Origin of the sequence: Pseudomonas sp. IT-P4, from assembly GCF_949767755.1 — a bacterium.
GTDB lineage: Bacteria > Pseudomonadota > Gammaproteobacteria > Pseudomonadales > Pseudomonadaceae > Aquipseudomonas > Aquipseudomonas monachiensis.
In genome coordinates this window covers 107,976-123,213 of record NZ_CATKPX010000111.1, presented here as the reverse complement: position 1 = coordinate 123,213, position 15,238 = coordinate 107,976, and the positions used below count along the sequence as shown (strand labels likewise).

At 63.3% G+C, this 15,238-nt stretch carries 11 protein-coding genes; 3 read left to right on the top strand and 8 right to left on the bottom strand.

Going from position 1 to position 15,238, the window contains the following annotated elements; genetic code table 11:
• Positions 1–75 precede the first annotated feature (75 nt).
• Both ACM6IT_RS28525 and ACM6IT_RS28520 read right to left on the bottom strand, forming a co-directional pair.
• Complete coding sequence (locus ACM6IT_RS28525; RefSeq protein ID WP_160389981.1) at positions 76–1,455, bottom strand: DUF1329 domain-containing protein; 1,380 nt, start codon at positions 1,453–1,455, stop codon at positions 76–78.
• Positions 1,456–1,478: 23 nt separating this feature from the next.
• On the bottom strand, positions 1,479–3,056 hold the full coding sequence (locus tag ACM6IT_RS28520; RefSeq protein ID WP_414912752.1) for a DUF1302 domain-containing protein: 1,578 nt from the start codon (positions 3,054–3,056) through the stop codon (positions 1,479–1,481).
• Between the two features lie 264 nt (positions 3,057–3,320).
• Between ACM6IT_RS28520 and ACM6IT_RS28515 the strand changes: the two genes are divergently transcribed.
• Both ACM6IT_RS28515 and ACM6IT_RS28510 read left to right on the top strand, forming a co-directional pair.
• Positions 3,321–5,063 carry an FAD-binding protein gene (locus tag ACM6IT_RS28515; RefSeq protein ID WP_414919147.1) on the top strand — a complete coding sequence of 581 codons (1,743 nt, stop codon included), beginning with the start codon at positions 3,321–3,323 and terminating at the stop codon, positions 5,061–5,063.
• Positions 5,060–5,938 (top strand): SDR family NAD(P)-dependent oxidoreductase, encoded by an 879-nt coding sequence (locus ACM6IT_RS28510; protein ID WP_414919146.1) that lies wholly within the window; start codon positions 5,060–5,062, stop codon positions 5,936–5,938. The genes ACM6IT_RS28515 and ACM6IT_RS28510 overlap by 4 nt, the downstream gene beginning before the upstream one ends.
• 97 nt (positions 5,939–6,035) lie before the next feature.
• On the opposite strand, the gene ACM6IT_RS28505 is transcribed toward ACM6IT_RS28510, so the two are convergent.
• The 6 genes from ACM6IT_RS28505 to ACM6IT_RS28480 all read right to left on the bottom strand — a co-directional run bounded on the left by ACM6IT_RS28505 (position 6,036) and on the right by ACM6IT_RS28480 (position 12,710).
• The gene (locus ACM6IT_RS28505) at positions 6,036–7,616 is read right to left on the bottom strand and encodes a FadD3 family acyl-CoA ligase (protein WP_056722382.1); all 1,581 of its coding nucleotides are present in this window, start codon (positions 7,614–7,616) and stop codon (positions 6,036–6,038) included.
• Positions 7,617–7,688: 72 nt separating this feature from the next.
• Positions 7,689–8,435, bottom strand: coding sequence for an SDR family NAD(P)-dependent oxidoreductase (locus tag ACM6IT_RS28500; protein ID WP_414912749.1), 747 nt, complete (start codon positions 8,433–8,435; stop codon positions 7,689–7,691).
• 231 nt (positions 8,436–8,666) lie between these two features.
• The gene (locus tag ACM6IT_RS28495; protein WP_414919145.1) at positions 8,667–9,749 is read right to left on the bottom strand and encodes a 2Fe-2S iron-sulfur cluster-binding protein; all 1,083 of its coding nucleotides are present in this window, start codon (positions 9,747–9,749) and stop codon (positions 8,667–8,669) included.
• Positions 9,750–9,762: 13 nt separating this feature from the next.
• Positions 9,763–10,518 carry a glucose 1-dehydrogenase gene (locus ACM6IT_RS28490; protein WP_056722377.1) on the bottom strand — a complete coding sequence of 252 codons (756 nt, stop codon included), beginning with the start codon at positions 10,516–10,518 and terminating at the stop codon, positions 9,763–9,765.
• The gene (locus ACM6IT_RS28485) at positions 10,506–12,185 is read right to left on the bottom strand and encodes an FAD-binding protein (protein WP_414919144.1); all 1,680 of its coding nucleotides are present in this window, start codon (positions 12,183–12,185) and stop codon (positions 10,506–10,508) included. Before ACM6IT_RS28485 ends, ACM6IT_RS28490 begins: the two co-directional genes overlap by 13 nt.
• 9 nt (positions 12,186–12,194) lie before the next feature.
• Positions 12,195–12,710: a flavin reductase family protein gene (locus tag ACM6IT_RS28480; protein ID WP_046042741.1), complete on the bottom strand. Its 516-nt coding sequence runs from the start codon at positions 12,708–12,710 to the stop codon at positions 12,195–12,197.
• Between the two features lie 1,286 nt (positions 12,711–13,996).
• Between ACM6IT_RS28480 and ACM6IT_RS28475 the strand changes: the two genes are divergently transcribed.
• Positions 13,997–15,181, top strand: a complete 1,185-nt coding sequence (locus ACM6IT_RS28475) for a flavin-dependent monooxygenase (protein WP_409078867.1) — start codon at positions 13,997–13,999, stop codon at positions 15,179–15,181.
• Positions 15,182–15,238: the final 57 nt, after the last annotated feature.

Here is a 15,238-nt window from a genome sequence, read left to right as displayed (position 1 = left end):
CAGTCTTCCGTGGAAGGAGCGGATTTTACAAAGCACAACGCCCCGACCGAATGATTCGGTCGGGGCGCGGTGAGTTTAGCGGGTGCCGAGTTTGCGCAGGTTGCCAGGGGTGAATTCGTCTTCGGTGAAGGCGGTGGCGTTGAGCTTGGCCGGTTTCTGATCGATCAGCATCCGGTCAACCAGATACGAGCCGGCGATCAGGTCGTGGTAGATCCCGAGGCGAGCGTGGTAGCGCTGCATCTCGTAGGCGTAGATCGAGGTCTGCATGTTGGTGCGCCACAATTGGCCACGGCTGTCGTAATTGTCGGCCAGGGTCGCGGCCCAGGTGTCCTCGTCCAGGTACATCACACGCTTGGCGTACACGTGGCGGGCACCTTCCTTGAGGGTGGCTTGCAGCACCCAGACGCGGTGTTTTTCATAGCGCATGTACTGCGGATCGATATGACCGGTGGTGGCCAGAATCTGATCGGTACTTACGCTCGGGTCATCGATCTTGTAGTTGTGATAAGGAATGTAGATTTCCTTTTTGCCGACGATGGTCCAGTTGTAGCGATCCGGTGCACCGTTGAACAAACGGTCTTCGTCGTACACGCGAAAACCTCCCGCGCCGGTCGGCGAGTCGTAGCCCACGGTCGGTGCGCGACGTACCCGGCGTTGACCGGGGCTGTACTGCCAGGCCTGGCGCGGGGAGGCGGTCGGGTTGATGAACTCGTGCCCGACGACGATTTCGCCTTTCTTGCGCACCGGTTCCAGCGTGGTGATCAGGAAGTTGGTGAGGATGCCGTTGGATGTCTCCAGGGTTCTGTCCGGGTTGGACCAGATCGAGAAAATCTTGTAGTTGACCTCTTCGAGCACTCGCTCCTTGTTGGAGTACACCACGGCCTGCCGGTAGTTGGCCTCTTCGGCGGCGGCACGGCCGGCGAGGGTGTGGTTGAACATCAACTCGCTGCCGTTTTTTGGAATCGGGAACGGCGAACCGGCCCAGGCGTTTTTCGTGTCGTTGTTGTCGTTGGCTAACTCGGCGTTGACTGCGTTGTGCTTGACCGCCTCGACCAGTTTCGGGTCAACGCGGAAGTCGCGGTGGCTCGGGTACACCGGGATCTTGAAGGTGTCGGGGTAGCGTTTGAGCAGCGCCTTCTGGCCATCGGTGAGGTTGTCGGCGTACTTGTCCATGTTCTTGGAGTCGATCACGAACAACGGTTTTTCCGCTGCATAGGGGTCCGGGTATGGCGTGCCGGGGCCGTCAAACTTGAGGCCTGGCGGCAGGCCGAGCCATTTGCCGGACCAGGCCGGAATGCTGCCGTCGGCGTTGCCGGCCTTTTCGGCGCCCATCGGGGTCAGGTCCTGGCCCAGGCGTGCGGCTTCTTCGGGGCTGACCTTGGCGTAGGCCAGGCCGCTGCCGAGCAGGCCGACGGTCAGCGCGGTGCTCAATAATGTTTGGGTGAATCTGGACATGCTGTGCTCCTCCGATTGGGGAATCAGAACCGGTACTTGAAGTTGAGCGCGACGTTGTCGCGATCGGCCAACGGGCTGTTGTTGGCGCTGCCGAGGTAGGCGTTGTAGCGGGCCTCGACGGTGAAGTTGCCCAGGTAGCGCCACGAGCTGCCGATGCTGGCGCGGTTATCGTTCTGGCCGGCGTTGATCGAGCCGACCATCGAGCTGTCGCCGTGGGCGGCGGCGCTGAAGGTGACAGGCACCGACATGTCCCATCCGCTGAACACGTCGTTGTAGTCAAAGTTCGCCTGCACCGTGTAGCCCCAGGCATCGCGGTCATAGACCAGGCTGTCGGTTCCCGGCAGCGCGAAGCCCGGTGCCAGGGTCACCGGCTGCGACTTGTCGTTGCTGACCACAGTGTTGTAGACCAACTCGCCGGTCAGGCTGGTGTTGTCGGCGAAGGCGGTCGGGCCGAGCACGTAGATCATCGACGTTTGCGCTTGCACGGTCTTGCCACGCACGGGGCTGGAGAAACCGTTGTCGACCATCACCGGCGTGCCGTCGCGGTAGCTGACTTCACCGGCCCAGCTGACGTCGCCCAGCACGGTGGCGAAGCTCGCGCCGAACAGGTCGATGTTGTCGAAGTAGCGCACCTGGTAGCGGCCCAGGTTCGTCGCGAAATCCAGTGACGGCGTTTTGTCGTGATAACGCGAGTAGAAGAGGCCGAACTCGGTGTTGTTCAACGACTCGGCGGCGTAGGTGAAGGCCACACCGTACTGGCCGCTGTCGCTCGGCTTGTCGTCCTTCATACGGGTGACGAAACCGGAGGCGTCGTTGAAGCCGCCCTCGTCGATGAAGTCGGTGGTGGAGAAGTAGCTACCCACGCCGAACAGCTCGGTCTTTTCCCACTTGTATTGGTAGTAGGCCTGGATACCCAGGCTTTCGGTCAGGGCGAACTGGGTGAACAGTTGGCCGACCGGCAGCAGGATTTCCTTGACCTCGACGCCCGGGGTGGTCGCCTTGGTCGCGTCCACCGGGCTCTGGGCCGCGGAAATGCCCGGATAGAACAGGCTCTCACCCCAGCTCACCACCTGGTTACCCAGGCGCGCGTTGAAGGCATGGCCGCTCAGGTCCCAGGTGCCATAGGCGTAGTAATCGAGCATGCGCAGTTCATTGCGGTGCTGGTCGATGGTGTCCTGGGAGAAGCGGTCAGGCTTGCTGCAATGGCCGCCGGCGAAGCAGTTGGAAGTGCCGGTGGTGTTGTCGTTGTCCTGATCGTAGACGTTGTCGTAGAAGCCCGTCGCCCGCACGAACACGCCGTAGTCGTCTTGCCACTTGATGTTGGCTTCGGTGAGAAAGCCACTGCGGTTGTTGATCAGGCTGCCTTTATCGAACGCGTTGTCACCGTCGTTGCCGTTGGCATTGGCGGTCAATTTGTGATCGCGAGATTCGGTCCGCCAGGCGAGGCTGTATGTCAGTGTGGTGTCCCAGTCGATGCTCAAGTCTTCGCTTGGCTGAAAGCTCATGGCGTTAACGTGAGCGCTAAGTCCGCCAGCCAGCATCAATAGAACAAGCTGTGTGCGAGTGTGCTGTGTTGGTGGGGCGATTATTGTTTTTATCATGTCGTCCTCATGGCCCAGGTCAGACCTGCCCGACCTGCATTTCAGGGGGGATTGGTGTTGTGGGCGACTATGGAGTCACGACTTGCGCGCAACATCGTCCAAGCGGACTAAGCGATTTGTACGGGGTGGCAGCAGGCCTGGCCTTAGTCTTATCGGACGATGAACACCCGGCGCGCGCGGCGAACAATCCCGAGACCGACTGCACCGGGCGAAGATCCGGCGGTGGCGGTTTCTGCCTGATGGGCGCTGAACAAGGGTGATCGCATGAACGCTGCCGGGATCAAATGGGACGAGTGCTGTGATGTGTTGGTGATTGGCTCTGGGGCCGGAGGCATGACCGCTGCGCTGCGCGCCCACGACCTGGGCCTCAATGCGCTGCTGATCGAAAAGAGCGGCGAGTACGGCGGCACCTCGGCGGTGTCCGGCGGCGGCATCTGGATCCCCAACAACCACCGGATCAATGCGATCGGCGGCAGTGATTCGGCGGCCGAAGCGATTGCCTACATCCGCGCGGTGACCCATGGCGAGATCGACGACGGGCGTATCGAAGCCTATGTCGAGCATGGCCGGGAGATGGTCGAGTACCTGGAACAACACACCCGCGTGCGCTTCGAGGCGCAACCGCGCTATGCCGATTACTACCCGGAAGTCGAGGGCGGAAAACCGGGCTATCGCTCGATGGATCCACAACCGTTCGATGCCGCCGAACTCGGAGAAGAATTCTTGCGCATGCGCGCACCGTCCCCTGGCACCCTGATGATGGGGCGCATGGCGATGACCATGAAAGAGGCGCAAGTGCTGCTGTGCCGTGGCCCCGGCTGGTTGCGCCTGACCCTGCGGGTGATGTGGCGTTATTGGAAGGACCGCGAAGGCCGGCGCTTGTCCCGCCGCGATCGTTTCCTGACCTTGGGCAATGCCTTGATCGGTGCCTTGCGCTGTTCGTTGCAGGATCGCGGCAAGTCGCTGTGGCTCAACTGTGCGCTGGAAGAACTGCTGCTGGTCGGCGACCGGGTTGGTGGGGCGCGGGTCAATCGCAACGGTCAGTTGCTCAACGTCAAGGCACGCTATGGGGTGATCATCGCCGCCGGTGGTTTCGAGCGGAACCAGGCGATGCGCGAGCAGTACCTGCCGCAGCCGTCCCGGGCGAACTGGAGTGCCACGCCGCCCAACAATACCGGCGACGGCATCCGCGCCGGCCAGGCCCTTGGTGCGCGGACCGCGTTGATGGAGCACAGCTGGTGGGCGCCGACCACCTACGTCAAGGGTGAAGAAAAACAGCGTGCGCTGTTCGTTGAACGCACTCTTCCGGGGTGCGTGATGGTCAACGCGGCGGGGGAGCGTTTCGTCAACGAAGCCGCGCCCTATACCGATATCGTTTACGCGATGTACGCCAACAACCGCGAAGGCGCCGCGAGCGTGCCGTGCTGGATGGTGTTCGACGCCGAGTTCCGCCGCAAATACCCGTGTGGCGCCTTGTTGCCGGGCTATGCCCAGCGCGATTGGCAGTTGCCCGAGCATTTGCGTGATTACTTCCACAAGGCGTCGAGCCTGGAAGAACTGGCGACGAAAATCGGCGTCGACGCTGGGGGGATGATGCGCACCGTGCAGCGTTTCAACGGCATGGCCGTGGAGGGCGTCGACGAGGATTTCCACAAGGGCGAATCGCTGTTCGACCGCTACTACGGCGACCCGAACGTGCAACCCAATCCGTGCCTGGCGCCGTTGCTCAAAGGGCCGTTCTACGCCGTGCGCATCGACGCCGGCGACATCGGCACCAAGGGTGGCCTGCTGACCGACGTGCACGCCCGCGTGTTGCATGAAGACGGCGAACCGATCAACGGCCTGTACGCCATCGGCAACAGCGCAGCCTCGATGATGGGCCGCACCTATCCGGGTGCCGGTTCGACCATCGGCCCGGCCATGACCTTCGGTTACCTGGCCGCCAATCACATCAAGCGCCAGAGCGAAACCGCTTCGGCGAAAACCTTGTTCGGGAGTGTCGAATGAACAACCAGCATCCACTGATCGCCGTAGTGACCGGTGCCAGTCGCGGAGTCGGGCAGGGCATTGCCCTGGCCCTCGGGGCGGCGGGCATGACGGTGTATGTCACCGGTCGTGCCCCGGCGCAGGGCGGATCGAATTTGTACGGGCATGCCTTGCGCGGTTCGCTTGCGGACACCGCCGCGGCGATCACCGCCGCCGGTGGGCGCGGTATCGCGGTGGTCTGTGATCACGCCGATGACGCGCAGGTTCAGGCGCTGTTCAGCCGTGTGGAAGACGAGTGCGGGCATCTGGATCTGCTGGTGAACAACGCCGCGTTCATCCATGACCGGTTGATCGAGCCAGGGCCGTTCTGGGCCAAGCCGCTGGAGCTGGTGCGCATTCTCGACGTCGGTCTGCGTTCGGCCTACATCGCCAGCTTCTACGCCGCGCCGTTGTTGCTGAAAAGTGCCCAGGGGCTGATCTGCTTTACCTCGTCATTCGGCGCCGGCTGCTACATGCATGGCCCGGCGTACGGCGCGCAAAAGGCCGGGGTCGACAAGCTGGCAGCGGACATGGCCATCGATTTTGAGGGGCAGGGCGTGGCGGCGTTGTCGCTGTGGCTCGGCCCGCAACTGACCGAACGCACGAAGATTGCCGGCGAGCAGCATGGAGAGCAGTACCAGGCATTCCTGGCCCACGCCGAAACCCCGCAATTCAACGGGCGGGTGATTCATGCCTTGCTCAATGATCCGCAGTTGATGGCGTTGTCCGGGCAGACCCTGATCACCGCCGAAATCGCCCCTGGCTACGGCATCAGCGAAGCCGAAGGCCGCCAGCCACCATCCCATCGCGCCATGCTCGGCGATCCGCGCCAGCAGCATCCAGCGCGGGTGGTCTGAAACAAGCAAAAGATCGCAGCCTTCGGCAGCTCCTACAGGGATCGGTGTACACCAGTAGGAGTTGCCGAAGGCTGCGATCTTTTTTGAGGCCCCGGTCTTAATTGACTGGCTGAAGTGCCCACTCGCGCAACACATTCTTGGTCACTTTGCCCGCCGCATTGATCGGCATGCTCTGCAGCACTTGCACCCGGCGCGGCACCTTGTAGTTGGCCATCTGCTCACGGCACCAGGCGAGGAACCGCACCTGTTCGATTTCCATCCCGGGAGCAGGCAGCAGGAACGCCATCGCCACTTCACCCATGCGCTCGTCAGGAATACCGATCACCGCTGCCTGGGCCACGCCCGGATAGGTCAGCAGGCACTGTTCGATCTCCGCCGGGTACACATTGAAGCCGCCGGTGATGAACATGTCCTTGAGGCGGTCGGTGATGCGCAGGTAACCCTGTTCGTCGAGCATGCCGATGTCACCGGTGTGCAGCCAGCCGTCGGCGTCGAGAATCTCCTGGCTGGCTTCGGGGTTGTTCAGATAGCCCTGCATCAGGTTGTAGCCGCGAATCTGCACTTCACCGGGAATGTTCGCCGGCTGGCTGCGGCCGTTGTTGCCGACACAGCGTACTTCTACCCCCGGCATCGCCCGGCCACTGGTGTTGGCGACCCGTTCCGCGGAGTCGCCGGCGCGGCAGATCGTGGCGAAACCGCAGACTTCCGTCAGGCCATAGGCGGTGACGATGGTCGCGAAGCCCAGTTCGTCGCGCATGCGGTGGATCATCTCCACGGGGATCGCCGCTGCCCCGGTCACCGCCACGCGCAAGGAGCTCAGGTCGAAGGCACTGCGTTGCGGATGGGCCAGCAACGATTGATACAACGTCGGCGGCCCTGGCAATACGGTGATGCGTTCGCGCTGCACGCATTCGAGCACGGCCTGCACGTCGAACACTTGCTGCGGCAGGAGGGTGCAGCCACGCATCAAGGCGGCCAGCCAACCGGCCTTGTAGCCGAAGGAGTGGAAGAACGGATTGACGATCAGGTAGCGATCGCTCTCGCGCAAGCCGACGATATCGCTCCAGTCGCGCACGATGCGCAGGTTCTGGCCGTGGCTGGTCATTACGCCTTTGGGTTTGCCGGTGGTGCCCGAGGTGAACAGCACGTCGGACAAGGCCTGTGGGCCAACGCTCTGTTCGCGGGTGCGCAGGGCCAGGTGTGGCACGTCGGCCGCCAGATCCATGAACCGTTCCCAAGCCAGGGTGCCCGGATTGGCACTGCGCAGGCTGACAATGTGGCGCAGCTCAGGCAGGTCTTCCGACGCCAGCATGCCGGGGTAGTCCGCGCCAAGGAATTCGCCGATGGCAAACAGCACGCAGGTGCCGCTTTCGCGCAGGATGTAGCCGGCCTCACTCCCCTTCATTCGGGTGTTGAGTGGCACCAGGGCGGCGCCGACACTTTGCAGGGCGCCGGCGGCGACGATCCATTCCCACACGTTGGGCGCCCAGATCGCCACGCGGTCCCCGACCTGTACGTCGAGGGCCAGCAGTGCGCGGGCAGCCTGGCGACGCAGTTGGTCCAGTTGTCGGTAGCTGATGACGTGGCCCGCGTCCTCGATGGCCGGGCGGTCGCCGTAGGCCTGGGCAGCGTTGGCGAACAGTTGAGCGATGGTCAGTGCGGTGGCGACAGGCGGCATGGGGCCTCCCCGGTTAGAAGACAGTTGCGAAAAAGGGAGTAGGCCGGGCAGGGCGCCCGGCCGGATAACGAATTACTGGGCGGGCGGGGCGAAACGGCGACCGGCGGAGAAACCACCGTCCACGGCGATCATCTGGCCGCTGACAAAGGACGCTTCGTCCGAGGCCAGGAACAGCGCGACGTTGGCCACTTCTTCCGGCTGCCCGGAGCGGCTGAGCATGTGTTGCGAAGCGAAAAACGCGTGGAACGCGTCATTGTCACGGACCATGCTGGTCATCGGCGTTTCGATCAGGCCCGGGCACAGGCCGTTGACGCGAATGTTGGCGTAGCCGTAGTCGATGGCCATCGAGCGGGTCAGCTGGTTGATGCCGCCCTTGGACACGTTGTAGGCCACGTTGCCGTCGCAGCCTTGCAGGCCGAAGATCGAACCGACGTTGATGATCGAGCCATTGCGTTGTTCAACCATCGACGCCAGCGCGTACTTGCTGGTGAGCATGCTGCCGGTCAGGTTGATGTCCATCACCCGTTGCCAGTTGGCGGTGGTGGTCTGGGTCACGCTGCCCTGGTCGGCGACGCCGGCGGCATTGACCAGTACGTCGATGCGCCCGAAGCGGCTGATGACTTCTTGCATGACCTGCTGCACCTGCGCTTCGTCGCGCACGTCCAGGGTCATGAACAGGCCGGGAAAGTCAGCCGGTGCGCTGCCGATGTCCAGTCCGATCACTTGCGCGCCTTCGTCGGCGAAACGGCGTACACAGGCCAGACCGATACCCGAAGCGCCGCCGGTGACTACCGCGACCTTATTCTGCAAACGAGCCATAACTGCACCTCTTTTATTGTTGTGGGCTAATGCTTGGGCCGAGTCTAACCGCAGACCGGGCCGGACATGATCGTCCGTTGAGACTATGGCGACAGAGCGCCTCAATCGGCCTGATCGCAAATGAACGCACGTCCCCTGTAGGAGCTGCCGCAGGCTGCGATCTTTTGATCTCGCTTCTGAAAAATCAAAAGATCGCAGCCTGCGGCAGCTCCTACAGGGGCAGGTGTAGCCTCAATCGGGGAATTTCAGGCGTACCCGGGCACCGGTAGGTCGGCTCTGGCAGGCCAGTGTCCAGCCATCGGTCAGTTCCTTGGCGCTCAACACGTCGTTGCGCGCCAATTGGATTTCGCCTTCCTTGACCACGCACATGCACGCCCCGCAAAAACCCTCTTCACAGGACGACGGCACGTCCAGGCCCGCCGCCTTGCAACTTTGCAACAGGGTGTCGCCGGGCTGGCAGGCAATCTCGTGTTGCTGGCCATCGAGTTCGACGATCAGCGCTTCGCACTGCGAATCCATGGCTGCAGCCCGTGCCACAGCTTCTTCGGCCAGCAGCTCGTCGGGGTCCGGTGGCGAGACGAAACGTTCGACATGGATCCGCTCGGCCGCTTCGCCCAGTGCCAGCAGCGTGCGCTCCACGGTGTCCATGAACGGTCCCGGCCCGCAGATGAAGTACTCGCCACCGGCCGATCCGCGCAGCAGATGACGGACCTGATGGTCCGTCAGGAAACCCTGCACCGAATCGAGGACGTGCACCACGTGCAGTTGATCAGGATGCGCCTTGATCAACCGGCACAGCTCGTCCTTGAAAATCACCGACGCCTCATCGCGGTTGGCGTAGATCAACTTGATCGGCCGCCGGCTGCTGTGCAGCACCGATTTGAGAATGGAAAACACCGGGGTGATGCCCGAACCGCCCCCGAACAGGACCAGGGGTTTTTCGGTGTCCGCCTGCGGGTCCAGGCAGAACAACCCGGCCGGTGGCAATACTTCCAGCCAGTCGCCGACCTGCACTTCGTTCATCCAGTTCGACACCCGGCCGCCGTCGACCCGTTTCACCGTGACCTTGGGCAGCGCGTCCGCGAGGGGCGAGCTGGCCATGGAGTAGCAGCGGGTCAGCAGTTTGCCGGCCAAGGGCACGCGAAAACTCAGGAACTGGCCCGGTTTGTAGCGAAAGCGCTCACGCAGGGTTGGCGGTATGTCCAGCACCAGCGAGCGCGCATCGGCGGTCTCGTCGATCACCGCGCACACTTGCAATGAGACGCTTGCCGTCGTGTGTTCGGCCGGGGTCAGGTTCTGCTGTTGCGTGCCCATGTTCACCTCGGCCTCAGAGCCCGCTGATCAGTTGCGCATTGTCGACGCGGATCTCGGCACCGTTGACGAATCGCGACTCGTCGGCGGCGAGGAACAGCACCACGTTGGCAATGTCCCGCGGAGCGGCCATGCGGTTCATCGGGTCCTGGTCCAGCGCTTCCTGCGGGATTGGCTGACCACCGGCCAGGGCCTGGGTCATCGGCGTGTTCACGCCATCGGGGTGCACGCTGTTGCAGCGGATGCGGTAACCCTGCTGCTTGCAGTGCAGGGCAATGGAACGGGTCATCGCCGCCACCGCGCCTTTGGACGCCGAATAAGCGCAGAACATCGGCATCGCGCCCAACGCGGCCACCGACGACATGTTGATGATCGACCCGCCGCCGGTTTCCTTCATCGCCTGGATCGCGTACTTGCAGCCGAGGAAGTAGCCTTCGCCGTTGATCTTCTGCACCTTCTGCCACAGCTCCAGCGTGGTGTCTTCGATGCTGCCCAGGGCCAGGATCGCGGCGTTGTTGACCAGCACGTCGAGGCGGCCGAAGTGTTCGACGGTGGTTTTAACGACGTGCTGCCAATCGCTTTCGCTGGCGATGTCGTGGCGGATGAACAGCGCGTTGGCGCCGATTTCTGCAGCCACCTGGCGACCAGCCTCTTCGTTGAGGTCGGTCAGTACTACTTTGGCGCCTTCGCGGGCCAGCAGCAGGGCGTCTTCGCGACCGATGCCGCTGGCGGCGCCGGTGATGATGCAGACTTTGCCTTCTACACGTTGCATTGTTGTTCTCCTGATCGTGCGGTTTGAAGTGCGAATTGGTCGGCCACGTGGGCGGCAGCCCGGCGACCGGAATAAATACAGTCGGCCAGGGACAGGCCGGAGACGTACAGGTTGGACGCGACCCCGACCGCATTGCGGCCGGCGCTGTACAGGCCGTCTATTGGCTGGCCGGTGTGGTCCAGTACCCGACCGCTGTCCTCGCAGACCTTCAGCCCGCCCAGGGTGATGACCGGGCAGGGGAAAAGTTTGCTGTCGAAGGACAGGTCGAGGGCGTACCACGGGCCTTGTTCGAGGTTGGCGAGCATCGCGGCGGATTTGCCGAACTCGTCGGCGACCTCACCCCGTGCCGCGCGGGAATAGCGTTCGACGCTCTGGCGCAGCAGTTCCGGCGGCAGGCTGCAGCGTTTGGCCAACCCGGCCAGACTGGTGCTGCGCTTGGCGTTGAACAACAGGTTGAGCAGCACTGGCAGGCGCTGGAAATTCCACACTTTGCCGGGGCCGACCTGACTGAGTGCTTCTCGAACCAGCGCCCGATTGAGAATCAGAATGGCGCGGCCGTCCTGTTCTTCGACCATGGCGTGGCCGAGGGTCGCGCCGTAGATTTCTTCGTTGGCGTAACGTTGCCCGCGAGCATTGACGATCAGTCCGCGAGCCCAGGCCAGTGGTGGATTGATGAAGCGCCAGGCGCTGACCTTTTCCATTCGCGCCACGCTGCCACCGGCGCTTTGGCCCAGGGCGATGCCGCTGCCATTACACCCGGTGGCGCCTAGCGGCAGACCCGCCAGGTACTGCGGCGCGTGTTGGCGAACCAGATCGCGATTGAAGATAAAGCCGCCGCTGCTCAGCAACACCGCCTGTTCGGCACGAATCAATTGGCGAATGGCGCTGGCCTGTTCGATGCAGCGCTGACGGGCGCGCAAGCGGTCGGCCAACGCCGGAGCGTACATATGGATGGCAGCGGCCCAGCGTGACAGACGGGCATGTTGTTTGGCGGCGCGGCTACCCGACGGCAACTGCCAGGCTTCGACGCCAATGACCTTGTCGTCGAGGTCGAGCACCAGTCGTCGCACTTCGCACTGGCTGCGCAGGCGTGCGCCATTACGCAAGGCGCTGGCCTTGAGCGGGGCGAACAGGCTGGCGCCGGACATGCCCGGGCCTTTGGTGCGGTGGCCACGGGGCGCCGGCTTGGCGCTGGCGGCATAAGCCGGCACGGCTTCGTTGCCGGAGTAATAGAGGTAGTACTGGTCGCTCGGGTACGAGGTCTTGTGCGGCGGCACGCTGGCTTCGAAGGCCGCGCCTTGGCGCTCCAGCCAGGCCAGTTGCTCGCGGCTGCCTTCGCAGAAGTTGCGCAACGTCGCGTGGCTGATCGCTTCGCCGACTTCCTGACGCAGGTAATTGAACATGGCCTCGCTGCTGTCTTCATAGCCAGCCTGTCGCTGATACGGCGTGCCACCGCCGGCATACACCACGCCGCCGCTGAGTGCCGTGGCGCCGCCGCCTTCGAAGCGATCCAGTGCGAGCACCGACAGGCCGCGAGTGCCGGCTTCGATGGCGGCACAGGCACCGGCTCCGCCAAACCCGACGATCAGCAAGTCGCAGCGGTCATCCCATGGCAACTGGTCGGCGCTGTTCACTCGCAACGCCGTCAACCGGTTCAGGCTGTCCATGTTCGGGCCTCAGCCAGCAGCAGCGAGAGAAGGTGCGGGTTTGGCGGTGGTGGTGTAGCTGCCGTCGAGGTAGACCAGCGGGGTGATGGCATCAGTGGTGTGGATCTGCAGGATGCGCCCGATGAACACGGTGTGGGTGCCGTAGCTGAAGTGGCCGTCCTGGCGGCAGAGGATCGCCGACTGTGCGTCACCCAGGTAAGGAATGCCGCCGGGGCTGGTCAGCCAGTTGCCACGGTCGAAGCGCGCTTCGCCCTTGATCGCGCCGCTGCACAGGTTGGCCAGGTCTTGTTGTTCGACGCCGAGGATGTTGACGCAGAAGTCGGCACCGGTCGCCAGTGCGGCGTGGGGCGAGGCGGTCTTGTTGACGCAGATCAGCAGTGATGGCGGCTCAGTGCTCAGGGAGTCGACCGCGGTGGCGGCCATGGCGAAGCGTTCGGAGCCGTTGCTGGTGCTGATAATGGTGACTGACTTGGCCAGGCGGCGCATGGCCTGGAGCATGTCGGCTTTGAGATTGACGTCGTTCATCGCACTGGGCCTTTTTGTTGGTTGGGGAGTGCGATGGATTCTTGCTCTGGCTCTTGTCTGGGGCATCGTCCGAGGGGACTAGGCCTTGGCGGCCTCTGGGCCGACCAGGCTCTTGGTTGATGGGGTACATATCCGTTGCTGCGGTAACGGCGACTTATGGTTTCGCCCTTACGGCGAGTCCCTTTGGCAAACGCCGGAGTGCCGGCCCAGCCCAAAGGAACCAAAGGTCTCGCCCCTTACGTACGGCCCCTCGCTGAGGCTCGGCGTTCCTTCGCTGCGGTATTCATCCGGGGGCATTGCCCTCCGGTCGGCTTCGCTTCGACCTACATGCAATGAGTTCGACTGCGTCGAACGGCGCTGCGCGCCAATCCCCGGATGAACACCTCCACTCAGCCTGCCGAGGGGGCGGGTGGATCAAGATCAAGAGCTGCAGGCGAGCTAACGCTCGGCCTGATGAGTGGTGAGAAGCGTGGGTGTACGCCGCTCTGCTTTTGCTTTTCTGTGGGAGCGAGCTTGGTCCGGGCGGCGTTCCGACGATGGCGGCCTGCCAGCCGACCAATTCCTTACAGATGTACTCAGCACCTGTGGGAGCGAGCTTGGTCCGGGCGGCGTTCCGACGATAGCGGCCTGCCAGCCGACCAGGTACCTCCCAGACGAACGAAACCCGCGAACAGGCCGGCCGGTAGGCCGCCTCGGGCGCTGTTGCGGTACACGCCCCCTCGTGAGGCCGAGTGGAGGTTCTGCGCAGTGGGCAACCCGGCATGGATGCCGGGTTAGCCGCCCCCGGCCATGGATGGCCGATGGCGGCGGGCCCACGGAGCAGGACCGGAGCGAGGGCATGCCGAGCCTAGGCGAGGCACCGAATGTCAGGGGCAAGAGCCCTTTGGTTACTTTGGGGCTTTTCCAAAGTGACCCGCCGTAAGGGCGGAACCCTAAGTGGCCGTGACCGCAGCAATGGATATGTACACCCACAAAACACTCGTCGCCTGACACAAAGCCATCGTCGGAACGCCGCCCGGACCAAGCTCGCTCCCAAAGGGATCTTCAGTGGCCACAAGTCCCGAGTAAAACAGGGGACTCAATGTGGGCCTGCCCGCGAAGACGGCCTGCCAGCCAACACTCCCCTTTCAGATTCACCTCCAAAAAACTTTTCCCCAATCCCACATGGTCCGTTTGAGGGATGCCCGCCGCTTTGCGCATTGTTTGAATGCCAGTGTAGGGGCGCTACACCCGCCCCGTTGCACGCGCGCCCCGGCGGACGGGGTGAACAAAGGAGAACAATAAAAATGCTCAACCAAGACCTGATTCGCCAGCGTCTGAGCCAACGTGCCCGCGAGTTGGTGCCGATCCTGCGTGAACGCGCCCTGAATGCCGCGCAAGCAGGCCAGTTGCCTGAAGAAACCCTGAAGGATTTCCACGACGCCGGGTTCTTTCGCATCCTTCAGCCATCGCGCTGGGAAGGCTATGAGCTGGAGCCCAAGGACTTCTTCGACGTGCAGATGACGCTCGCCGAAGGCTGCATGTCTTCGGCCTGGGTACTGGGGGTGGTGGCGATCCACAACTGGCAACTGGCGCTGTTCGACGACCGCGCGGCCCAGGATGTCTGGGGTAGCGACTCCAGCGTGCTGATCTCCTCTTCCTATATGCCGGTGGGCAAGGTCGAGCGGGTCGAGGGTGGCTTCAAGTTGAGCGGGCGCTGGGGCTTTTCTTCCGGCAGCAAGCATTGCGACTGGGCGTTCCTCGGTGCGCTGGTGCCGTCGGCAGAGGCGGGTGGGGCGCCGGATTACCGGACGTTCCTGGTGCCGCGCAGCGACTACCAGATTCTCGATAACTGGAACGTCATGGGCCTGGAAGCCACCGGTTCCCACGACATCCTGGTGGAAAACGCTTTCGTGCCCGAGTACCGCACCCATCGCGCGTTCGACGGTTTCATGCAGAACAGTCCGGGCAACGAGGTGAACACTGCGCCCCTGTTCCGCCTGCCGTTCGGGCAGATATTCGTGCGTGCTGTTTCGTCCTCGGCCATCGGTGCCCTGCAAGGCGCGGTGGATCAGTTTGTCGAGCACAACCGCGCCCGGGTCGGAGTCAATGACGGTCGCAAGATGGTCCAGGACCCGGCCGCGCAATCGTCGCTGGCCAATGCGATGGTCTGCGTCGACGAGTGCAAGACCGTGCTGCATCGCAACTTCGCCCTGATGCTCGAGCGCGCGCAGAAGGGCGAGCCGTTGAGCATGCCCGAGCGGGTGAAGATGCGTTACGACTCGGCGCTGGTGGCCGACAAGTGCGCCAAGGCCGTTGGCGACCTGATGTTCAACAGCGGTGCTTCGACGATCTTCCGCAGCCATCCGATCAACCGTGCGTTCCGCGACATTCACACCGGTCGCGCCCACGTTGCCAACAGCCCGGCCAAGTACGCCTGGAACCTTGGCGGCGTGAGCATGGGCCAGGACAGCAGCGACTTTTTCCTCTGACGCTGCCCTACAAATCGGCTAGTCCGTTTGCGTGATTCGAGCGCCCCGCCGATGCAC